The sequence below is a fragment of the Sphingomonas folli genome, from assembly GCF_019429525.1.
Taxonomy (GTDB): Bacteria; Pseudomonadota; Alphaproteobacteria; order Sphingomonadales; family Sphingomonadaceae; genus Sphingomonas; species Sphingomonas folii.
In genome coordinates this window covers 186,892-206,973 of the sequence record NZ_JAHXZL010000001.1, presented here as the reverse complement: position 1 = coordinate 206,973, position 20,082 = coordinate 186,892, and the positions used below count along the sequence as shown (strand labels likewise).

The 20,082-nt window shown below is 71.9% G+C and carries 21 protein-coding genes and 1 tRNA gene; 8 read left to right on the top strand and 14 right to left on the bottom strand.

Features of this window, described 5'->3' with window-relative positions; all coding sequences use genetic code 11:
* Positions 1-76: 76 nt before the first annotated feature.
* Together pyrG and secG are read right to left on the bottom strand one after the other, a co-directional pair.
* Positions 77-1,711 carry a CTP synthase gene (gene pyrG, locus KZ813_RS00940; RefSeq protein WP_219753111.1) on the bottom strand — a complete coding sequence of 545 codons (1,635 nt, stop codon included), beginning with the start codon at positions 1,709-1,711 and terminating at the stop codon, positions 77-79.
* Positions 1,712-1,795: 84 nt separating this feature from the next.
* Positions 1,796-2,191 (bottom strand): preprotein translocase subunit SecG, encoded by a 396-nt coding sequence (gene secG / locus KZ813_RS00935; protein ID WP_219753110.1) that lies wholly within the window; start codon positions 2,189-2,191, stop codon positions 1,796-1,798.
* 264 nt (positions 2,192-2,455) lie between these two features.
* Between secG and KZ813_RS00930 the strand changes: the two genes are divergently transcribed.
* The 8 genes from KZ813_RS00930 to eda all read left to right on the top strand — a co-directional run bounded on the left by KZ813_RS00930 (position 2,456) and on the right by eda (position 10,175).
* Positions 2,456-2,791 (top strand): MarR family transcriptional regulator, encoded by a 336-nt coding sequence (locus KZ813_RS00930; RefSeq protein ID WP_219753109.1) that lies wholly within the window; start codon positions 2,456-2,458, stop codon positions 2,789-2,791.
* Positions 2,736-3,098: an SH3 domain-containing protein gene (locus tag KZ813_RS00925; RefSeq protein ID WP_258046295.1), complete on the top strand. Its 363-nt coding sequence runs from the start codon at positions 2,736-2,738 to the stop codon at positions 3,096-3,098. Before KZ813_RS00930 ends, KZ813_RS00925 begins: the two co-directional genes overlap by 56 nt.
* The gene (gene argC, locus KZ813_RS00920; RefSeq protein WP_219753108.1) at positions 3,095-4,024 is read left to right on the top strand and encodes an N-acetyl-gamma-glutamyl-phosphate reductase; all 930 of its coding nucleotides are present in this window, start codon (positions 3,095-3,097) and stop codon (positions 4,022-4,024) included. Before KZ813_RS00925 ends, argC begins: the two co-directional genes overlap by 4 nt.
* Before the next feature lie 21 nt (positions 4,025-4,045).
* Positions 4,046-5,509: a glucose-6-phosphate dehydrogenase gene (gene zwf, locus KZ813_RS00915; RefSeq protein WP_219753107.1), complete on the top strand. Its 1,464-nt coding sequence runs from the start codon at positions 4,046-4,048 to the stop codon at positions 5,507-5,509.
* Between the two features lie 361 nt (positions 5,510-5,870).
* Positions 5,871-6,575 (top strand): 6-phosphogluconolactonase, encoded by a 705-nt coding sequence (gene pgl / locus KZ813_RS00910; protein ID WP_219753106.1) that lies wholly within the window; start codon positions 5,871-5,873, stop codon positions 6,573-6,575.
* A gap of 108 nt (positions 6,576-6,683) precedes the next feature.
* Entirely contained in the window at positions 6,684-8,513 is a 1,830-nt protein-coding gene (gene edd / locus KZ813_RS00905) for a phosphogluconate dehydratase (RefSeq protein WP_219753105.1), read from the top strand.
* Positions 8,514-8,602: 89 nt separating this feature from the next.
* Positions 8,603-9,568: a glucokinase gene (gene glk, locus KZ813_RS00900; RefSeq protein ID WP_219753104.1), complete on the top strand. Its 966-nt coding sequence runs from the start codon at positions 8,603-8,605 to the stop codon at positions 9,566-9,568.
* Between the two features lies 1 nt (position 9,569).
* Positions 9,570-10,175: a bifunctional 4-hydroxy-2-oxoglutarate aldolase/2-dehydro-3-deoxy-phosphogluconate aldolase gene (eda, locus tag KZ813_RS00895; RefSeq protein WP_219753103.1), complete on the top strand. Its 606-nt coding sequence runs from the start codon at positions 9,570-9,572 to the stop codon at positions 10,173-10,175.
* A 267-nt stretch (positions 10,176-10,442) separates the two neighbouring features.
* On the opposite strand, the gene KZ813_RS00890 is transcribed toward eda, so the two are convergent.
* From KZ813_RS00890 to KZ813_RS00835, 12 genes are all read right to left on the bottom strand, one after another.
* Positions 10,443-11,495: a Glu/Leu/Phe/Val dehydrogenase family protein gene (locus tag KZ813_RS00890; protein ID WP_219753102.1), complete on the bottom strand. Its 1,053-nt coding sequence runs from the start codon at positions 11,493-11,495 to the stop codon at positions 10,443-10,445.
* A gap of 93 nt (positions 11,496-11,588) precedes the next feature.
* Positions 11,589-11,665, bottom strand: a tRNA-His gene (locus KZ813_RS00885).
* Between the two features lie 48 nt (positions 11,666-11,713).
* On the bottom strand, positions 11,714-12,433 hold the full coding sequence (gene gspN / locus KZ813_RS00880; RefSeq protein WP_219753101.1) for a type II secretion system protein N: 720 nt from the start codon (positions 12,431-12,433) through the stop codon (positions 11,714-11,716).
* Positions 12,433-12,909, bottom strand: coding sequence for a type II secretion system protein M (locus tag KZ813_RS00875; protein ID WP_219753100.1), 477 nt, complete (start codon positions 12,907-12,909; stop codon positions 12,433-12,435). The genes gspN and KZ813_RS00875 overlap by 1 nt, the downstream gene beginning before the upstream one ends.
* On the bottom strand, positions 12,906-13,991 hold the full coding sequence (gene gspL, locus KZ813_RS00870; RefSeq protein ID WP_219753099.1) for a type II secretion system protein GspL: 1,086 nt from the start codon (positions 13,989-13,991) through the stop codon (positions 12,906-12,908). The genes KZ813_RS00875 and gspL overlap by 4 nt, the downstream gene beginning before the upstream one ends.
* Entirely contained in the window at positions 13,988-14,950 is a 963-nt protein-coding gene (gspK, locus tag KZ813_RS00865) for a type II secretion system minor pseudopilin GspK (RefSeq protein WP_219753098.1), read from the bottom strand. The genes gspL and gspK overlap by 4 nt, the downstream gene beginning before the upstream one ends.
* Positions 14,937-15,641, bottom strand: a complete 705-nt coding sequence (gspJ, locus tag KZ813_RS00860) for a type II secretion system minor pseudopilin GspJ (RefSeq protein ID WP_219753097.1) — start codon at positions 15,639-15,641, stop codon at positions 14,937-14,939. Before gspJ ends, gspK begins: the two co-directional genes overlap by 14 nt.
* Positions 15,638-16,027, bottom strand: a complete 390-nt coding sequence (gspI, locus tag KZ813_RS00855; protein WP_219753096.1) for a type II secretion system minor pseudopilin GspI — start codon at positions 16,025-16,027, stop codon at positions 15,638-15,640. Before gspI ends, gspJ begins: the two co-directional genes overlap by 4 nt.
* Positions 16,014-16,466, bottom strand: coding sequence for a GspH/FimT family pseudopilin (locus KZ813_RS00850; protein ID WP_308461751.1), 453 nt, complete (start codon positions 16,464-16,466; stop codon positions 16,014-16,016). The genes gspI and KZ813_RS00850 overlap by 14 nt, the downstream gene beginning before the upstream one ends.
* A gap of 211 nt (positions 16,467-16,677) precedes the next feature.
* Entirely contained in the window at positions 16,678-17,118 is a 441-nt protein-coding gene (gene gspG, locus KZ813_RS00845; protein WP_219753094.1) for a type II secretion system major pseudopilin GspG, read from the bottom strand.
* An 8-nt stretch (positions 17,119-17,126) separates the two neighbouring features.
* The gene (gene gspF, locus KZ813_RS00840) at positions 17,127-18,350 is read right to left on the bottom strand and encodes a type II secretion system inner membrane protein GspF (RefSeq protein ID WP_219753093.1); all 1,224 of its coding nucleotides are present in this window, start codon (positions 18,348-18,350) and stop codon (positions 17,127-17,129) included.
* A gap of 182 nt (positions 18,351-18,532) precedes the next feature.
* The gene (locus KZ813_RS00835) at positions 18,533-20,074 is read right to left on the bottom strand and encodes a GspE/PulE family protein (protein WP_258046325.1); all 1,542 of its coding nucleotides are present in this window, start codon (positions 20,072-20,074) and stop codon (positions 18,533-18,535) included.
* Positions 20,075-20,082: the final 8 nt, after the last annotated feature.

Below are 20,082 nucleotides of genomic sequence, written 5' to 3'. Positions count from 1 at the left end.
TTGACCCGCGCCCACGTCGGCGCAGCGGTTCCGTTCCCCAATTATAAGACGACCGCCCGCCCGGACGGTCTCGGCGCTACACGAGCCGGCTCTGCTTCACCGCCGCCTCGATGAAGCTGGCGAAGAGCGGGTGCGGTTCGAACGGCTTGCTCTTCAGCTCCGGGTGAAACTGGACACCGACAAACCAGGGATGGTCGGGCCGCTCGACGATCTCGGGCAAGGTGCCGTCGGGCGACATGCCCGAGAACACCAGGCCGCCCTTCTCCAGCGCCTCGCGATAGCCGGTGTTGACCTCATAGCGGTGGCGGTGGCGCTCGGAGATATGCGTGTCGCCGTAGATCGAGGCTACCACGCTTTTGCCCGCGAGCGTCGCGTCATAGGCGCCGAGCCGCATCGTGCCGCCGAGATCGCCCTGCGCCTCGCGCTGCTCGAGCCCGTCGCGCCCCATCCACTCGGTGATCAGGCCGACCACGGGCTGCTCGGTCGCACCGAACTCGGTCGACGAGGCCTCGGCGATCCCGGCCAGGTCGCGCGCGCCCTCGATGCATGCCATCTGCATGCCGAAGCAGATACCGAAATAGGGGATCTCGCGCTCGCGCGCGAAGCGCACCGACTTGATCTTGCCCTCCGCGCCCCGCTCGCCGAAGGCGCCGGGCACGAGGATCGCGTCGAGCGGTTCCAGCTGGCTGACGATCTCCTCGTCGTCGTGCTCGAACAATTCGGCGTCGATCCAGCGAACGTTGACCTTGACCCGATTGGCGATGCCGCCGTGCACCAGCGCCTCGTTGAGCGACTTGTACGCGTCCTGCAGGCCGACGTATTTGCCGACGACGCCGACGGTCACCTCGCCCTCGGGGTGCTGGAGCCGGTCGACGATCTCCTGCCAGCGCGTCAGGTCGGGGGGCGACGAGGGCGTGATGCCGAAGGCGCGCAGCACCTCCGAGTCGAGCCCCTCGGCATGATATTGCAGCGGCACCGCGTAGATGCTTGCCGCGTCCAGCGCGGGGATGACCGCGCTCTCGGGCACGTTGCAGAACAAGGCGATCTTGGCACGCTCCGACACCGGCAGCGGCTTCTCGCAGCGACACACCAGCACGTCGGGCTGGACGCCGAGCGCGGCGAGCTCGCGCACCGAATGCTGCGTCGGCTTGGTCTTCAGCTCGCCCGCCGCGGCGATGTACGGCACCAGCGTGACATGGACCGAGATGGCGTTGCCGCGCCCGACCTCGTTCTTGAGCTGGCGGATCGACTCGATGAAGGGCAGCGACTCGATGTCGCCGACGGTGCCGCCGATCTCGCACAGCACGAAGTCGAGGTCGTCGGTCTCGGCGCGCGCGAAGGCCTTGATCGCGTCGGTGACGTGCGGGATCACCTGCACCGTGGCACCGAGATAGTCGCCGCGGCGCTCGCGCTCGATGATCGTCTTGTAGATCCGGCCCGAGGTGATGTTGTCCGACTGGCGCGACGCCACGCCGGTGAAGCGCTCGTAATGGCCGAGGTCGAGGTCGGTCTCGGCGCCGTCGTCGGTGACGTACACCTCGCCGTGCTGGTACGGGCTCATCGTCCCGGGATCGACGTTCAGATAGGGATCGAACTTGCGGATCCGCACGCGATAGCCGCGCGCCTGCAGCAACGCCGCGAGGCTCGCCGCCATGAGACCCTTGCCGAGCGAGGAGACCACGCCGCCGGTGATGAAGATATACCGCGCCATGGGGCGAACTGCCTAACCTTAGAGTACGAGCGAGGGCAAGCGCGCGGTGAGGCCGCGCGCGACGAGTCGACGCTGTGAGGGCGATCAGCGCGCCAGCGGCACGCCGTTGTCGGCCGGTGCCGGCGCGGGCGCGGCGGCGTTGGCCGGGCCACCGGCGAGCGGGACCTGCGCGGCGGCGTCGGGCTGAGTCGGCGCGGGCTGCTGCGTCTGTGCGGCGGGCACCCGCCGCTGCAACGAGGTGTCGACCGACACTGCGCCGCGATGCGCCGCGATGAAGGCGAGCACGATGCTCATCACCACGAAGATCCCCGCCAGCACCGAGGTGGCGCGCGTGAGAAAGTCCGCCGCGCCGCGCGCCGACATCAGCCCCGAGGGACTGCCCGAGGAGGTCAGCCCGCCGCCTTCCGAGCGCTGCATCAGGATCACGGTGACGAGGGCAGCCGCGATGATGGCCTGGAGGACGAGCAGGAAGGTGAACATGGGAGCGACGCGGGTCCGATACAGCCAGGGGCACGCGCGACCAGGTCGCGCACGCCGGATGGCGGGCACATAGGGGAGCGGCGAGCGCGGATCAACCGCGCCGCTCACCCCCGGAACGGCACGAAAACGGCTCGCTAATTCGTGACATGGCTGAAACCAGCCGCGGAAGCGGGCGTTATTCTCGCACAAACCCGGAACGGACCGGGCGCGATGCAGCGGGACGAGGACGTGGCAACATTGGCGCAACCCGAACTCAGTTCGTGGATGAACGCGCTGGTCGATTACGTGCGCTCGGGCGAGCCCGACCTCACCAATCGCCAGATGGCGCTCCTCCTCGTCGTATACTTGCGGCCCGGCCCGCACACAGTGCGCGGGCTGGCGCGCGTGCTCAACGTCTCCAAACCCGTGGTGACGCGCGCCTTGAACAGACTGGGTGCGCTCGGCTATCTGCGCCGCCAACGCGACGACAGCGACAAGCGCAACATCTTCGTCGCGCGTACATCCGAAGGGGCAGATTTTCTTGAGGAGTTCGGCCAGTTCATCGGTGACGGCGACCACCCACCCGCCCGTACCGCCGAGCAGCATCACGTCACCGCGTAGCGGCTTCACGCTCACCGGGCGGTCGCGCACGCTCGACCCGCGCACCCATGCGGTGCGCGCCGACATCGCCGACGTCCGCCTCGCCGATCGCGTCTTCGCGCCCCATTATGCCGCGCCACTGCGTCGCGCGCTCGCCGCCGCGGCGACGCTGCGCGAGTCCCGCGACTCCGCCTCCGCGGCGCTGGCCGAGCTTCCCGCCGGTGCCGCGTTCGACCTCCTCGACCTCACCGGCGGGTTCGCCTGGGGTATCGCGGTCGACGCCAATCTCGTCGGCTATGTCGACGCCGCGGCGGTGCGCCCGGCGTGACGCTCGCGGTCTTCATCGACGGTGCCGCGGGCACCACCGGCCTCGAGATCCGCGAGCGACTGGCGACTCGCGGCGACGTCGCGCTGGTGACGGTCGACGAATCGCGCCGCAAGGACCTCGCGGCGCGTGCCGAGGCGCTCAACGATGCCGATGTGGTCATCCTGTGCCTGCCCGATGAGGCCGCGCGCGAGGCCGTGGCGATGATCGCCAACGACCGCACCCGGGTGATCGACGCCTCGACCGCGCACCGTGTGGCGCCGGACTGGGTCTACGGGCTCGCCGAGCTCGAGGTCGACCAGGCCGAGCGGATCGCCGCGGCGCGCTACGTCACCAACCCGGGCTGCTATCCGACCGGCTTCCTCGCACTGGTGCGGCCGCTGGTGCGCGCCCGTCTGCTCGCCGCCGATGCGCCGCTCAGCGTCAACGCCGCCTCGGGCTATTCCGGCGGCGGCAAGGCGATGATCGCCGAGTTCGAAGGCGGCGAGGCGGTGACCGCCTTCCGCCCGTACGCGCTCGCGCTCGCGCACAAGCACGTCGCCGAGATGACCCGCCACGCGGGCCTGAGCGTCGCGCCGATCTTCCAGCCGGCGGTGGCGCGCACCTATCGCGGCATGGTGGTGCAGGTGCCGCTGCACCTGCGCCAGCTCACGCGCGCCGCGACGCTGACTGACCTGTCCGAGGTGCTCGCCGAGGCCTATGATGGCGGGCGCGTCGTCCGCTTCGCGCACGAGGCCGCGACGGTGGTGCGGATCGAGGACGATGCCGGCACCGATCGCATGACGCTGCGCGTGGTCGGGAACCAGGCGAGCGGTCAGGCGCTGCTGATCGCCACGCTCGACAATCTCGGCAAGGGCGCGGCTGGTGCCGCGGTGCAGAACCTCAATATCATGGCCGGACTCGACCCCGTCGCCGGCCTGACCCTCTAGAAAGCGACGCAGGAGACTCAGATGGAGCGCAATCCGGTGGGCAAGCTGCTGCTATTCGGTGCGACCGGCGACCTCGCCAAGCGGATGCTGCTGCCCTCGCTCTACGGGCTGCACGCCGACGGGCTGCTGCCCGCGGGGCTGACGATCACCGGCTCGGCGCGCGGCGACCTCGACGACAATGCCTTCCGCGATGCCACGCGCAAGGCGCTCGACGAGTTCCTGCCCGCCGACCGCAAGGACGCCGGCGCGATCGACAGCTTCCTCCAGCGATTGCAGTTCCAGCCCGCCGACCTGTCCGACCCGGCGAGCTTCCAGCCGCTCGCCGACAAGATCGGCGACGTCTCGGGCGGGCTGGCCATCTATCTGTCCACCGCGCCCTCGCTGTTCGAGCCCGCGGTGAAGGGGCTGGAAAGCGTCGGCCTGGCCGGCGGCACGGTGCGGATCGGGCTGGAGAAACCGCTCGGCTACGACCTCGAGTCGAGCCGCGAGATCAACGACACCGTCGCCTCGGTCTTCCCCGAGGATCGCATCTTCCGCATCGATCACTATCTCGGCAAGGAGACGGTGCAGAACATCCTCGCGCTGCGCTTCGGCAACTCGATGTTCGAGCCGATCTGGAACGCGACGGGCATCGACAACGTCCAGATCACCATCTCCGAGACGGTGGGGCTGGAGGATCGCGCCGGCTATTACGAGGGCGCCGGCGCGCTGCGTGACATGGTCGCCAACCACATGCTCCAGCTCGTCGCGCTGATCGCGATGGAGCCGCCGGCGCTGTACGACGGCACCGCGATCCGCGACGAGAAGGCCAAGGTGTTCCGCTCGCTGCGTCGGATGAAGCCGGAGGAGGTGCAGACCGCCACCGTCACCGGCCAGTATGAGGAAGGCGCGGTCGGCGGTAAGGTCGTGCGCGGGTACGACGTTGAGCTCGGCTATGACAGCGACGTCGAGACCTTCGTCGCGATCAAGGCCTTCGTCGACAATTGGCGCTGGCAGGGCGTGCCCTTCTATCTCCGCACCGGCAAGCGCATGGCCAAGCGCCGCAGCGAGATCGCGATCCAGTTCAAGCCGGTGCCGCACTCGATGTTCTCGGGGCGCGGCGGGCTTCTCCAGCCCAACAAGCTCATCATCCGCCTCCAGCCGGAGGAATATATTCAGCTGCTGGTGATGACCAAGGAGCCGGGGCTCGATCGCGAGGGGATCAAGCTGCGCGAGGTGCCGCTCAACCTCAGCCTCGACGCTCAGTTCGCGGGCTCGCGCCGCCGCATCGCCTATGAGCGACTGCTGCTCGACCTGATCGAGGGCGACCAGACCTTGTTCGTCAGGCGCGACGAGGTGGAGGCGCAATGGGGGTGGATCGACGCGATCCGCGCCGGCTGGACCGCGGCGCAGACGAAGCCGAAACATTACGCGGCGGGCACCTGGGGTCCGGCCGGCGCGATCGCGCTGACCGAGCGCGACGGGGTGAGCTGGCACGACGACTGAACGCGCGGTGTTCCCGCGAACGCAGGGACCCAGGGTTGGCGGGAGGGGCGCTCGTGGCGCCAGGCTCCTGCCTGCGCAGGAGCACGGATCGCCCGACCAGCCACCGTTCCGGCAGACGCCGGGGCCAGGGTGGGAAGGCCGCCTTGGGACTCACCATCGTCTCCCAGCCGGACCTCCGGCGTGCGCCGGGGTGCAGCTCGTCGGGCGAGCGCTTCAAAGCGCGCCACATGCCTGCCTCCTCGCCCTCACCACCGCATTGCTCGGTTGACCTGACCGAACTTCCTGCGAAAGCAGGCCACGACCTGCCGGCGCCTACCGCGCGGCGACCAGCGCGGCCCCGAGCGCCGCGACGGAGAGAGACATGACCGAGATCGAATGGTGGGAATATGACGACGCGGCCGAGCTGGCCGACGCGGTCGCGGGCGACATCCAGTTCGTCGTCGAGAGCGCGATCGACGCGCGCGGCTCGGCGGTGATCGCGCTGGCGGGCGGCAAGACGCCCCTGCCCGCCTATGAGAAGCTCGCCCAGGCCAAGCTCGACTGGAAGCGCGTGACGATCATCCCGGGCGACGAGCGCATCGTCCCGCTCGGCGACCCGCTCTCCAACGTCACCGCGCTCGGCAAGATCTTCATTCCCAAGGGCGCGCGCGTCATGCCGATCGTGCCCAAGGCGACCGACGACTATAAGGCCGCGGGCCGCTCGGCCGACGCGCTGATGCAGGACCTGCACTGGCCGCTCGACCTCTGCCTGCTCGGCGTCGGCGGCGACGGGCACACGGCGTCGATCTTCCCGGGCCCCGACTATGACGAGGCGCTCAGCGGCCCCAAGGAGCGGCGTGCGCTCGGCGTGATGCCCGATCCGCTGCCGCCCGAGGCGCCGGTGGCGCGGGTGACGCTCAGCCGTCAGGCGATCGCCACCGCGCGCGCGCTGATGATCGCGGTGACCGGCGACGCCAAGCGCAAGGTGATCGAGGACGCGATCAAGGAGGGCGCGGGCTCGCCCTACCCGATCGGGCGCGTGCTGGCGGACGTCGAGCTGCCGGTCGACATCCACTGGGCGGCCTGAGCGCCGCCGCCGAATACGTATTCCGACCCAGCGGGACTTGAGTGCGGCACGGCACTGCCGCACAACCGCGCCGCCGCGCGAGGACCCGCCCGAGCCGAAGGTAGCAGCATGAATCCAGCCGTCAGCGCCGTCACCGACCGGATCATCGAGCGCTCGCGCCCGACCCGCCAGGCGTATCTCTCGCTGATCGAGCGCGAGCGCGACGGCTGGATCGGCCGCCCGCGGCTCGGCTGTGCCAACCTCGCCCATGCCTATGCCGGCACCCCGGAGGACCGCGAGGCGATGACGACGCGGCACGAGGCGATGAACATCGGCCTCGTCACCGCCTACAACGACATGCTGTCGGCGCACGCGGTCTATTACCGCTACCCCGAGCAGATGAAGATATGGGCGCGTGAGGTCGGCGCCACCGCCCAGGTGGCGGGCGGCGTGCCCGCGATGTGTGACGGCGTGACCCAGGGCTATGCCGGCATGGAACTGTCGCTGTTCAGCCGCGACACGATCGCGCTCAGCACCGCGGTGGCGCTGAGCCACGGCACGTTCGAGGGCGCGGCGCTGCTCGGCATCTGCGACAAGATCGTGCCCGGGCTGCTGATGGGCGCACTGCGCTTCGGCCACCTGCCGATGATCCTGATCCCCGGCGGCCCGATGCCCTCGGGACTGCCCAACAAGGCGAAGGCAGCGGTGCGCGAGCGCTTCGCCGAGGGCCAGGCGACCCGCGACGAGCTGCTCGACGCCGAGATCCAGGCCTATCACACCCAGGGCACCTGCACCTTCTACGGCACCGCCAACACCAACCAGATGATGATGGAGGTGATGGGCCTGCACATGCCCGGCGCCGCCTTCGTCAATCCCGGCACCAAGCTGCGCCAGGAGCTGACCCGCGCCGCGGTCCACCGGCTCGCCGCGATCGGCGTGCACGGCGACGATTATCGCCCGCTCGGCGTCTGCGTCGACGAGAAGGCGATCATCAACGCCGCGGTCGGGCTGCTCGCCACCGGCGGCTCGACCAACCACCTGCTTCACCTGCCCGCGATCGCCCGCGCCGCGGGGATCGTGATCGACTGGGAGGATTTCGACCGGCTCTCCGCCGCGGTACCCACCGTCGCGCGAGTGTATCCCAACGGCTCGGCCGACGTGAACGCCTTCGAGGCGGCGGGCGGCATGCCCTTCGTGATCCACGAGCTGATCGGTGCGGGCTATCTCCACCGCGACCTGAAGACGGTCGCGGGCGCCGACCTCTCGGCCTATGGCGAGCGGCCGGTGATCGAGGGCGAGCGGCTGGCGTGGCAGCCGGTGCCGGCGAGCGGCGACGAGACGATCCTGCGCCCCGCCGACCGCCCCTTCGCCCCCGACGGCGGCATGCGCATCCTCCAGGGCAATATCGGCCGCGCCTGTATCAAGGTCTCCGCGGTCGAGCGCGACCGCTGGGTGGTCGAGGCGCCCGCGCGCGTCTTCGCCGACCAGCTCGAGGTGCTCGCCGCCTTCCGCGACGGTGAGCTGGAGCGCGACGTCGTCGTCGTCGTCCGCTTCCAGGGGCCGCGCGCCAACGGCATGCCCGAGCTGCACAAGCTCACTCCGCCGCTGGGCGTCTTGCAGAACCGCGGCTTCAAGGTGGCGCTCGTCACCGACGGGCGCATGTCAGGCGCCAGCGGCAAGGTGCCGTGCGCGATCCACTGCTCGCCCGAGGCGCTGCCCGGGTTGAACGGGGTCGGCGGCGCGATCGGGCTGATCCGCGACGGCGACCTGGTCCGGGTCGACGCCGAGGCGGGCACGCTCACCGCACTGGTCGACGCGGCCGAGTGGAAGGCGCGCACGCCCGCCGCCGCGCCGCCACCCGCCAGCGGCATGGGACGCGAGCTGTTCGGCCTCTTCCGCGGGCTCGCCGACGAGGCCGAGAAAGGTGCCAGCGCGATACTGGCCGGCGCCGGATTGTAGTAGATCGAGGCCCTCTCCCGCGGGACGAGGGTCGGGAGAGCGGCACCGCGGCATCCGCCCGGCCGCTCGCCGGGGAGAGGGAGAAGAGCATGCAGATCGTATCGGTGGACATCGGCGGCACCCACGCCCGCTTCGCGATCGCCGAGGTCGACGGCGGCCGCGTGCGGACGCTCGGCGAGCCGGTGACGCTCAAGACCGCCGAGCACGCCAGCCTGCAGACCGCCTATGAGGCGTTCCGCGCGCGCCAGGGCGGCACCCTGCCCCCCGCCGCGGCGATCGCGGTCGCCTCGCCGATCACCGGCGACGTGATCCGCCTCACCAACAACCCCTGGGTCATCCGCCCCTCGCTCATCCCCGAGCGGCTCGGCGCCGAGCAGTGGACGATCATCAACGATTTCGGCGCGATCGGCCATGCCGTGGCGCAGCTCCCCGCGGGCGACTTCGAGCATCTCTGCGGCCCCGACACCGATCTGCCCGGCGACGGGGTGACCACCGTGTGCGGCCCCGGCACCGGGCTAGGCGTGGCGCAGGTGTTCAAGCGCGACGGCCGCTACTGGGTGCTCCCGACCGAGGGTGGGCACATGGACTATGCCCCGCTCGACGGGATCGAGGACGCGATCCTCAAGCGGCTGCGCAAGACCTACACGCGCGTGTCGGCCGAGCGGATCGTCGCCGGCCCCGGCATCGTCGCGATCTACGAGACGCTCGCCGACCTCGAGGGCCGCGCGGTGCTGCGGCGCGACGACAAGGCGATCTGGACCGAGGCGCTGGAGGGCACCGACTCGATCGCGCTCGCCGCGCTCGACCGTTTCTGCCTCGCGCTCGGCGCGGTGGCGGGCGACCTCGCGCTGGCGCAGGGCGCACACGGCGTGGTGATCGCCGGCGGGCTGGGGCTGCGGATCAAGGACAAGTTGCTGCGCTCGGGCTTCGACCAGCGCTTCGTCTCCAAGGGCCGGTTCCAGTCCATGATGGCGGCCATCCCCGTCAAGCTCATCACCCATCCCCAGCCCGGCCTGTTCGGCGCCGCGGCGGCTTTCGCGCAGGAGCATCAGTGACATGAGCGACATTGAGACGGTGATGCGGACCAGCGCGGTGATTCCCGTGCTGGTGATCCACGACGCCGCGCAGGCGCGCGGGCTGGCCGAGGCGCTGGTCGCCGGCGGGCTCAAGGTGCTGGAGGTGACGCTGCGCACCCCCGCCGCGCTCGACGCGATCCGCGCGATGAAGGAAGTCCCCGGCGCGATCGTCGGCGCGGGCACCGTCGTCACCGCCGAGCAGGTGGCGCAGGTGAGGGACGCGGGCGCCGAGTTCATCGTCTCCCCGGGCCTGTCGCAGAAGCTGGGCGAGACGATCCTGGCGAGCGGCATCCCCTGGCTGCCCGGCGTCGCCACCGCGGGCGACATCATGCGCGGGCTCGACATGGGGCTGTCGCACTTCAAGTTCTTCCCCGCCGAGACGAGCGGCGGGATCAAGGCGCTGAAGGCACTGGCGGCGCCCTTCTACCAGTGCCGCTTCTGCCCGACCGGCGGGATCACCGAGGCGAGCGCCCCCGACTGGCTCGCGCTCGCCCCGGTGCTGTGCGTCGGCGGCAGCTGGGTGACCGAGGGCACGCTTCCCGAGATCGAGGCGCGCGCGCGCGCGGCCGCGGGGCTGGCGCGGTAGAAGGGCCTGGGACTATCGGGGCGCAGTTCGGATGCTCAGCCTTCACGACCACGCCCCCTTCTTTCCGTCATCCCGGACTTGTTCCGGGATCCACTGGCCCGCGCACTCAGGCGCCGGTGGGTACGCGCCACCGTGGATCCCGGACCAAGTCCGGGATGACGATAGTGGAAGTGGACCGGTCGCCTCCTCCACGGTGTCTCCCGTGGCCCCCCGCCGGGATCGTGTAGCGTACGCGCCGCATCGGAGATGACAGCCGCGCCTCCTCCGTCACGTGCGCCCAATCAGCCGCCGTGCGATCCGATCCGCCACCTCGGCGGTGGGGTCACCCGTCGCCGCGGCCTCGTCCCATACCTCGTCGAGGCGGCCCGGGATCTGCGCGATCCGCGCCATCACCTCGGCCTCGTCGCCGTGACCGAGATACTCGAGACCGACGTTGATGATCCCACCCGCGTTGATGACATAGTCGGGGGCGTAGACGACGCCCGCCTCGTGCAGCCGGCGCCCGTCCGCCGCGGTGGCGAGCTGGTTGTTAGCGCCGCCCGCGACGATCTTGGCCTTGAGCGTCGGGATCGACTGTTCGGTCAGGATCGCGCCCAGCGCGTTGGGGCTGACGATGTCGACCTCGGCGCGCAGGACCTCCTCGGGCGCCACCACCGTCGCGCCGAGCTCCCCCGCGAGCCGTTCCGCGCGCGCCTGGTCGACGTCGGCGAGCGTCAGCACCGCGCCGTCGCGCGCGAGCAGCTTGGCGAGCCCGCCACCGACCGAGCCGAGCCCCTGGATCGCGACCCGCACGCCGCGCACGTCGTCGCTGCCGAGCCCGCGCTTGGCCGCGGCGCGCACGCCGAGGTACACGCCGTGCGCGGTGTACGGGCCGGGGTCGCCGCCCGCCGCGCCCTGTGCCACGGGAAGACCCGAGACGTAGCGCGTCTCCTCCGCGATCACCTTCATCCGCGCCTCGGACATGCCGACGTCCTCGGCGGTGACGTAGCGCCCGCCGAGCGACTCGACCGCGCGACCGAAGGCGCGCAGCTGCGCCTCGCTGATCGTCTCGCCGGGACGCGACGCGAGCACCACGCCCTTGCCCCCGCCCAGCGCCAGCCCCGCCATCGCGTTCTTGTAGCTCATCCCGCGCGACAGCCGCAGCGCGTCGGTGAGCGCGCGCGAGTCGTCGGCATAATGCCAGAAGCGCACGCCGCCCGCGGCCGGCCCGAGCGCGGTCGAGTGGACCGCGACCACCGCTTTCAACCCAGAGGCCGGGTCGGCGAAGAGGTGGAGCCCCTCATGGGCGTCGAAATCGGGATAGTCCCACAGCGAGGTCATCACGCCTCCGTCAAGCGCAGCAGATAATTACCGCTCAGCGCAATATTCATAGCAGGCCGCCGAGGCCAGCGAGAAATGGACGATGGGAGAAAATGGGGCGATCGACGGGACTTGAACCCGCGACCCTCGGTACCACAAACCGATGCTCTAACCAACTGAGCTACGATCGCCGCGAAGGCCGGTCCCCTAGCGGGGCGCGTGGCCCCTCGTCAAGCAGCTCAGAACCTTCCCTCCACCGCGAAGGTGCGCGCTGCGCCGACGGCGACGAAGCCGCCGGCGTCGAGCCGCGCCGCGACGGTCGGGTCGGTCGGCACCAGGGTCAGCTCGGCGCGGTAGCGGCCGTCGGGCCACAGCCGCAGGTTGACGCCCTCGCCCGCACCGCTGGTCAGCGGCAGCAGCAGCGCGCCGGAGCCGCAGCGCGCCGCGCCGCTGATCGCGCCGGGCAGCGGTTGACCGAGGAACTGCCCCGACAAGGTCGCGCGCACGCGCCCCTCGGCCTGCTCGCACGCCGAGTCGACGAAGCGGACGGTGACGTCGTCGAGGTCGAGCGCGGTCACCGGCAGCGGTCGGAAAGCGTTGCCCGGGGTGAGCGGTCCGCGCGCGCCGATGATCGCCGCGCGGTTGCGCGCCAGCTCGACCGTGCCCGACAGCTGGCGCGACGGGTCCGCGCTCGCCCCCGCCAGCCCGATGCGCGCGCGCCCGATCAGCAGCGCCAGCGGCGACACGCCCGCGTCGAGGTCGCCGAGCGCGATGTCGCCGAAACGCGCCTCGACCAGCCGGCCCGACCACAGGCTGCCGGTTACCTCGCGCGCGGTGAAGCCCTGCGCGTCGAGCCCGGCCCAGCCGAGCGCCAGCCGCATCGGCAGGAACACCAGCACCGCCAGAACGAACAGCGCGATGAAGAGCGCGCGGCGCCCGGTGGCAAGACGGATCCGCATCACTCGCCCCGCTGGCGCAGACTGAGCTGCGCGGTGACGCTGCCCGCGCCGCTGCCCGTCACGCTGAGCGAGTCGACCAAGATGCCCTCCTGCTCCAGCCCCGCGACCCAGCGCATCAGCGCGCCAGCGCGCGCGCTGGTGATCGAGGTGCGCACCTGGTCGGGCGCGACCACGTCGAGCGAGGCGAGCGCGAAGCCGGCCGCGTCGGCGCGCGCTCGCACCACGTCGGCGAGTGAGCCGCCCAGCGCGGTGGCGCCGCGGCGCTGGAGCGACTTCACCTGCGCCAGCCCGCTCTGCGCCGCGCCCAGCCGCACCACCGCGTCGGTGTAGCGCGCGCGCGACGAGGACAGGCCGTTGCGCACCGGCAGGATCACCGCGCCCCAGACGAGCGTGACGACCAGCAGCACCGCCATCACCGCGATCAACCGCCGCTCGCGGCGCGACCGCGACTCGAACCAGGCGCGCGCGGCGTTCACGGCCGCACCGTCATGTCGCCGGTGAGCCGGTTGTTGGCCTGCTGAAACACGCTCGACTCCACGGTGAAGCCCGCGCCGGCGAGCCGCTGCTTGATGGCGTTGGCCTGCGCCTCGCCGGCGAGCGACAGCGACACCCGTAACGCGCCATTGGGCTCGAACTGGAGGGCGGTGACCTCGCTCTCGGGCACCGCGTCGACGATCGCGTAGACCGCCGCGGCGGTTCGGGTGAACCCCTGCCCCGGGCCGCGCAGCCGGGTCAGCCGCTCGCCGAGCAGCCGCGACGAGTCGCCCGCGCTCGCGCCGCGCGGCAGCGCCTGGCGGGCCACCGCGTCGGCGCGCGCCTCGATCGTGTCGGCACCGAACGAGTACCGCAGGATCCGCACCAGATCGATCGCCAGCGTCGCCAGCAGGATACAGCCGAGCAGCACCGCGATCCGGCGGAGCAGCGCCCAGTCCACCGCGCGCTTGCGCCGCCGCGCGAAGGCGCCCTGGCGCAGGTCGATCGCCGGCGCGGCGATCGCGGCGACCGCGGCACCGCGCACCGCCTCGCGCGCGAGCGGCGAGGGGCGCTCGCCCCCGGTGATCAGCTCGGTCAGCAGCGGCTCGTCGGCCCAGCCGCTGGTGCGACCGCGCACGACGCGCTGCCCCGGCAGGTCCGCGGCGACATAGCCCTCCTCGGGCGCGGGGAGCAGCAATGGCGCGGGGACGATCGCGCCCGGATCGATCCCGGCGCGCGCGAGCGCCTCCAGCCATCCCCGCATCAGCGCCGGCGCGACCACCGCGATCGCGCGCTCGCCGCCGCGCTCGCCGCCGACCGCGACGTGCAGATCCTGCGCCGGCTCGGCGGTCGCGTCGCTCACCACCACGCGCGCCGCGGCGAGCGCCTGCGCCGGCGAGCGCGCGGGCAGCTCGGCCCAGTGGAGCGTCACCGCGTCGGCGGGCGCGACCGCGATCACCGGCACGTGCTCGTCGCGCGCGGGCACGCCCTCCCCCTCGCCCTCGATACGGTCGTCGAGGATCCGCCACCAGCGCCACGGCTGGTCGTCGGCGGAGGGCAGGAAGAGGAGCGTGGCAGCGGTCATGGCGCATCCCCCCATTGCCGCGTCACGAGCCGCACGGGAAGGGTCCGCGCGTCGATCAGCCCCTGTTCGTGCAATTCGGCGTTGCCGAGCGCCACGTCGACGCGCAGCGCGAACCACGACGTCTTGACGCTGGTCGACTGCGCCGCACCCACCTGCGAGGCACCGCCGCTCTGCGTGGAGAGCTGCGCCCACATCTGGTCGACGTTGGGCCAGCCATCGGGCGGCCGACGCAACAGCACGCCCTGCGCCGCCTCGACGCTGAGTGACTCGCCTACCAGCATCGCCAGCAGCGGCGCCTGCTCGGGCAGCAGTGTGTTGACGTTGAGGACGGTGCGCTGCGCCAGCGGCAGGGCGCAGAGATAGGGCCGCATCGCGCGATACACCTCGGGCGTGACGCCGCGCACCGCGCGCATCTCGCTGACGTCCGCCATCAGCACGCCCGACGTGCGATAGCCGCGATAGTCATTGTCCTCGGCGCCGCCGGGCAGCGGGCTGTCGTCGCTGTCGATCCAATCGGCCGCGGCCGCCGCGACACGGTCCCCGTCGGGCACGCGCAGCAGCCGCGCCAGCCGCTGCAGCTGCTGGAGCGACTCGACGTTGACGGCGTAGCTACCGTCGGGCGCGCGCACGACGAGGCTGTTAAGGTTGAAGCAATTGCCGCCGTCGGTCACGCGCGCCGTCGCGGTGCCGCCGGGGATCGGCAGGCCGAACGGTCGCCCGCTCCACCCGCCGGTCAGCGCGACCCGGCCGCGTGCCTGGCTCAGCAGCGACGTCACGCGCGTCGTCGCCAGCGTCTCGGCGGCATAGGCGTAGCCACGCGCGGCGTCGAGCGCGACCGCGTTGGCGGCGAGCCGGGTAGACAGCCGCAGCCGCTCGAGCGCGCTCGCCGCCATCACCGAGATCACCGCGACGAGCAGCAGCACCGTCAGCAGCGCGGCGCCGCGCTCACCGTGCCGCATCGCCGCCTCCCGGCATCCGCGCCGGGGCGCCCGCGCCCGGCGACACCGTACCACCCCCCGCGGCACCGCCCGACGCGCCGTTGCCACTCTCCTGCACGCGCCCCGCGCCGGTGCCGACGAGGAACAGCAGCCGATAGAGCCGCGAGTCGGCGCGGGTCACCACCAGCTCGACCGCCTGGGGCAGCGCCGCGCGCGGGTTGCCCTGCCAGGTGTCGCTCCACGCGCCGCGGTAGCGGAAGCGCAGCTGCACCGTGCGCACCCGGTCGAGCAGCAGCGCGGGCGGCAGCGGCGCGGCGCCGTCGAGCGCCGGATAGGCGACGCGCTCGAGACCGTCGCCCGCCAGCCGATATTCCACTTTCTGGAGATCGGCGCGCGGCGCCTGATCGGGGTTGCTCCAGCCGGCGCGAACCAGCCGCAGCAGCGGCGTGGCGGCTGCGTCGCCGCTGAAGGCCGGCAACAGGACGCCGCCCGCGTCGCGCGTGTTGCGGTCCTGCGCCTGGGCGAGGTCCGTGGTGAGGATCGAGGACAGCCGATTGAGCGCGCCGGTGTCGTCGAGCGCGATCTCGGTCGCGCCCTGCGCGCGCACGCTGAAGGCGAGCAGTGCCACACCCGCGGCGGCGATCATGCCGAATATCATCAGCGCGATCATCACCTCGACCAGGGTGAAGCCGGCGTCGCGGCGCGTGCTCACCCGGCCACGTCCACCGAGAGCGGCGGCGCGGGCGGCCGCACCATCGTCATGCGGCCGAGCACCGCGCCGCTGGGATCGCTGACGCTGACGTCGATCCGCATGACGTCGCCGTCGCCGAGCGGCTGCACCTCGCGCACCCAGGTCCAGGAGCGACCGCCGTTCTGCTCCACGCCGCTGGCCCGGCCGCGCACCGGCGGCTCGGCGTCGGTCACCGCCTCGATCGCCACGTTGCGCGCCACCGCCTGCGCCAGCAGCGTCGCCGAGAGCGCGCCCGTGGAGCGGATCGTCTGCCCTTCCAGCCGGATCAGCGCGAGCGCGGCGAGGCTGAACACCGCGAGCGCCACCATGATCTCGATCAGCGTGAAGCCGCGCTCAGCCCGCGACATGCGCGCGCCCGTCGGGCTCGATCACGACGTCGGTGCGCGCGCCCTCGCGAGTCAGCGTGATCGTCAGGGGGCGGTCGGCCAGCCCGGTGGTGTCGAAGGTGACGCGCTCGCGGACGATCCCCGCCGCGGCGGTGCCGGGGCGCCACTGCTCGACGCCGAGGGGCGGCTCCATCGGCGACCAGCGGCCGCCGCGCCACTGGTCGAAGCCGTAGCCGGTCTCGGTCACCCACAGGCTGACCGGCCGCGACTCGACGATCGCGGCATCGTGCGCCCCGCGCGCGCGGGCGGCGAAGCGCGCCGCCTCGTCGGCCAGCCGCCCGCGCGTGTCGGGCATGGCCAGCACCGCCGCGGCCGAGGCGAGGCCGATGACGGTGATCACGACCATGAGCTCGATGAGGGTGAAGCCGCGGGTGGTGCGGCGTAGCTCGCCGTGGCGCACGCCTGTTGTTCCTTCCCCGCCGCGCTCCGCTGCCGTCATCCCGGACCTGGCCCGCGATCCACCGTCTCGCAGGCTCCCCGGTCGCAGAATGCACGGAAGGGTGGATCCCGGACCAAATCCGGGATGACGGGGGGGCAGGAAGAAGGCGCGGGACTCCGCCACATGCCTCGCGGGACGCGCGCGGCGACGCGCGAGCCGAGACGGCCCGCGCTTACTGCCAGGAGCCGATGTCGGCATCGATCCCCTCGCCGCCGTCCTTGCCGTCGGCACCTAAGGTCCACACGTCGGCGGCGCCGTGCTGGCCCGGCGCGGCGTAGAGATAGTCGCGGCCCCACGGGTCCTTGGGCAGCTTCTTGACGTAGCCGCCGGCCTGGTAGCGCGCCGCGTCGGCGCCCGCGGGGGCGGTCACCAGCGCCTGGAGCCCCTGCGAGGTCGTCGGATAGCTGCCGATCTGCAGGCGATAGAGCTCCAGCCCCTGCTCGATCGTGGCGATATCGGCCTTGGCCTTCTGGATCCGCGCGGTGTCGCCCGAGGGCAGCACGTTGAGCGCCACGATCGTGGCGAGCAGGCCGATGATCACGATCACCACCATCAGCTCGACGAGGGTGAAGCCGTTCTTCTTCTTACGGCGCTTGGTCTGTACGTTGTGCATCAGGGGTCTCACTGGCCGGCCAGGGTGTTGAGCTGGAGGATGGGGAGCAGGATCGACAGCACGATCGTGGCGACGATCGCGCCCATCACGACGATGATCAGCGGCTCGAGCAGCGACAGCGCGGTCGCGGTGAAGCGGTCGAACTCGCGCTCGAGATAGTCGGCGGCGCGCTCCAGCATCTCGTCGAGCCGCCCCGCCGCCTCGCCGCTGGCGGCGAGATACACGAGCAGGGGCGGGAACACGCCGGTGCGCCGCATCGCGGTGGAGAGGCTGCCGCCGCCGCGGATCGACTCGGTGATCTCGTCCGAGGCCGCCTTGAGCCGGCGGTTGTGGATCGTACCCCCGGTCAGCGTCAGCCCCTCGAGCAGCGGCAGCCGGCTCGCCACCATGGTCGAGAGCGTGCGCGCGATCCGTGCGGCGTGGAGGTCGCGCAGCAGCCGCCCGATCAGCGGTACGCGCAGCAGCCAGGTGTCGAAGGCGAGGCGGATCGGCGGCTGGCGCAGCGCGATCACCGCGCCGCCGACCGCCGCGACCACGATCAGCAGCAGCAGCCACCACCAGCCGACCAGCAGGTCCGACAGAGCGATGATCATGCGCGTGAGCAGCGGCAGCTGCTGGCCGACGGTGTCGAACTGCTCGACCACCTGCGGCACCACGAAGGTCATCAGCGCGATCACCACGCTGAACGCCACCGCCGACAGCACGCTGGGATAGGCCATCGCCGTCAGCAGCTTACCGCGGATCTCCGCCTGTCGCTCGAGCAGGGTGGAGAGCCGCTCCATGATTTCGGGCAGCGTCCCCGAACTCTCGCCGGCGGCGACCATCGCGCGGTACAGCGGCGGGAAGCTCTTGGGCTCGCGCGCCATCGCGTCGGCGAGACGGCGGCCCTCGACCACCCCGCCGTGCACCGTCTGGACGATCGCGCGCACGCTCTCCTGCTCGGTCTGGCGCGTGATGGTGCGGAGCGACTCCTCCAGCGGCGAGACGCGGTTGAGCGTGGCGAGCTGGCGCGTGAACAGCGTCAGCTGCTTGCCCGACATCTTGGCACGGCCGAGCTCGAGCCCGAACAGCGGCCTCTGGCGCGTCGGAGGGGCGCTGCCGGGCTCGAGGCGGACGACATAGAGGCGGCGGCGATCGAGCGTCGCGCGCGCGGCGGCGAGATCGGCCGCGGCGACGTGGCCGCGGGTCTCGTTGCCGCGTGTGTCGATCGCGAGATAGTCGAAGTCAGCCATGGCGGCCCGCCCCACGGAAGCGGCGGCAGAATCGAAGGTGCCTCGTCCCCTCCCGACCGTCATCCCCGCGCAGGCGGGGATCCAGACGCGCGGACCTCCGCGATGGAGCCGCGACGTCAGCGTGTATGGATTCCCGCCGTCGCGGGGATGACGGCAGGAGGCGGCTGGAAGGGCGTCGTTGATCACGCATCGGTGATGGCCAACTCGGCGGCGTCGGCGTTCTCGCTGCGCGAGACGCGCACGGCTTCCTCGGCGGTGGTCTGGCCGTTCTCGACGAGCCGACGCGCCGCGATCGCGAGCGTGTCGCTCTGCGCGAAGGCGTGGCGCGCGATCGCGTCCTCGTCGCCGCCCTCGTTGATCATGCGCCGCACCACCGCGTCCACTCGGACTGCCTCGAACACGCCGACTCGCCCGCGGAACCCGGTACGGTTGCACTGCTCGCAGCCCACCGCCTCGTACACCACCGCCTCCGGGTCGACCCCGAGCAGCGGCGCCACCGTCTCGCTCGCGCGCACCGCGTGGCGGCAGTTGGTGCACAGTCGCCGCACCAGCCGCTGCGCGATCACCGCGCGCAGGGTCGAGGCGAGCAGGAACGGCTCGACCTTCATGTCGCGCATGCGCGTGATCGCGCCGACCGCGTCGTTGGTGTGGACGGTGGAGAGCACGAGATGCCCGGTGAGCGAGGCCTGGACCGCGATCTCGGCGGTCTCGCGGTCGCGGATCTCGCCGACCATCACCACGTCGGGGTCCTGGCGCAGGATCGCGCGCAAGCCGGCGGCGAAGGTGAGCCCGACCTTGCTGTTGACCTGGGTCTGGCCGACGCCCTCGACCGCGTACTCCACCGGGTCCTCGACCGTCAGGATATTGCGGCTGCCGTCGTTGAGCAGGCGCAGCGCGCCGTATAGCGTCGTCGTCTTGCCGCTGCCGGTCGGGCCGGTGACCAGCACGATCCCGTTAGGCTCAGCGATGACGTCGCGCAGCAGCGCGTACATCGGCGGCGTCATGCCGAGCGCGTCGAGATCGATCCCCGCATTCTCCTTGTCGAGGATGCGCAGCACCACGCGCTCGCCCGCGCGGCTGGGCAGCGTCGAGACGCGCACGTCGAGCAGCTTGCCGCCGAGCGTCAGCCCCATGCGCCCGTCCTGCGGCACGCGCCGCTCGGCGATGTCGAGCCGCGCCATCACCTTGATGCGGCTCACCACCACCGGCGCGACGTGCGGCGGCATGCGCAGGGTCTCGCGCAGCACGCCGTCGATCCGCATCCGGACGACCAGCCCGGTCTCATAGGGCTCGATGTGAATGTCGGACACGCCGTTGCGCGCGGCGTCGGCGATGATGCCGTTGATCAGCCGGATCGCGGGCGCGTCGTCGGCGGTGTCGAGCAGGTCCTCCGCGGTGGGCAGCCCCTCGGCAAGCAGGTCGAGTTCGTCGCCCATGCCGACCGCGGCGGCGGCGGTGGCCTGGCCGTCCATCGCGTAATTGTCGCTGAGCAGCCGGTCGAACGCCGCGACCGGCACGACCGCGACGTCGAAGGCGCGGCCGAGCACGCGGCGCACCTCGATCAAGGCGCGCGGGTCGGCGCCCTCGCGCAGCGCCACCTTGGGCGTGCCGACCGTACCGCCCTGGTCGAGCACCACGCCGAACTTGCGCGCGAAGGAGTAAGGCAGCGCGGCCGGCGGCAGCACCGCGGGTGGCACCGTCACCCCCTCTCCCGGCGGCGGCAGCGGCGCCG

What these genes read in the sequence shown, in the direction of transcription:
- gspN (WP_219753101.1), bottom strand. Translation starts at nt 12,433, where the DNA reads ATGCGGATCCGTCTTGCCACCGGGCGCCGCGCGCTCTTCATCGCGCTG.
- eda (WP_219753103.1), top strand. Translation starts at nt 9,570, where the DNA reads ATGAGCGACATTGAGACGGTGATGCGGACCAGCGCGGTGATTCCCGTG.
- gspI (WP_219753096.1), bottom strand. Translation starts at nt 16,027, where the DNA reads ATGTCGCGGGCTGAGCGCGGCTTCACGCTGATCGAGATCATGGTGGCG.
- gspF (WP_219753093.1), bottom strand. Translation starts at nt 18,350, where the DNA reads ATGGCTGACTTCGACTATCTCGCGATCGACACACGCGGCAACGAGACC.
- gspK (WP_219753098.1), bottom strand. Translation starts at nt 14,950, where the DNA reads ATGCGGCACGGTGAGCGCGGCGCCGCGCTGCTGACGGTGCTGCTGCTC.
- KZ813_RS00890 (WP_219753102.1), bottom strand. Translation starts at nt 11,495, where the DNA reads ATGACCTCGCTGTGGGACTATCCCGATTTCGACGCCCATGAGGGGCTC.
- secG (WP_219753110.1), bottom strand. Translation starts at nt 2,191, where the DNA reads ATGTTCACCTTCCTGCTCGTCCTCCAGGCCATCATCGCGGCTGCCCTC.
- glk (WP_219753104.1), top strand. Translation starts at nt 8,603, where the DNA reads ATGCAGATCGTATCGGTGGACATCGGCGGCACCCACGCCCGCTTCGCG.
- KZ813_RS00930 (WP_219753109.1), top strand. Translation starts at nt 2,456, where the DNA reads ATGAACGCGCTGGTCGATTACGTGCGCTCGGGCGAGCCCGACCTCACC.
- gspG (WP_219753094.1), bottom strand. Translation starts at nt 17,118, where the DNA reads ATGCACAACGTACAGACCAAGCGCCGTAAGAAGAAGAACGGCTTCACC.
- pgl (WP_219753106.1), top strand. Translation starts at nt 5,871, where the DNA reads ATGACCGAGATCGAATGGTGGGAATATGACGACGCGGCCGAGCTGGCC.
- edd (WP_219753105.1), top strand. Translation starts at nt 6,684, where the DNA reads ATGAATCCAGCCGTCAGCGCCGTCACCGACCGGATCATCGAGCGCTCG.
- gspL (WP_219753099.1), bottom strand. Translation starts at nt 13,991, where the DNA reads ATGACCGCTGCCACGCTCCTCTTCCTGCCCTCCGCCGACGACCAGCCG.
- pyrG (WP_219753111.1), bottom strand. Translation starts at nt 1,711, where the DNA reads ATGGCGCGGTATATCTTCATCACCGGCGGCGTGGTCTCCTCGCTCGGC.
- zwf (WP_219753107.1), top strand. Translation starts at nt 4,046, where the DNA reads ATGGAGCGCAATCCGGTGGGCAAGCTGCTGCTATTCGGTGCGACCGGC.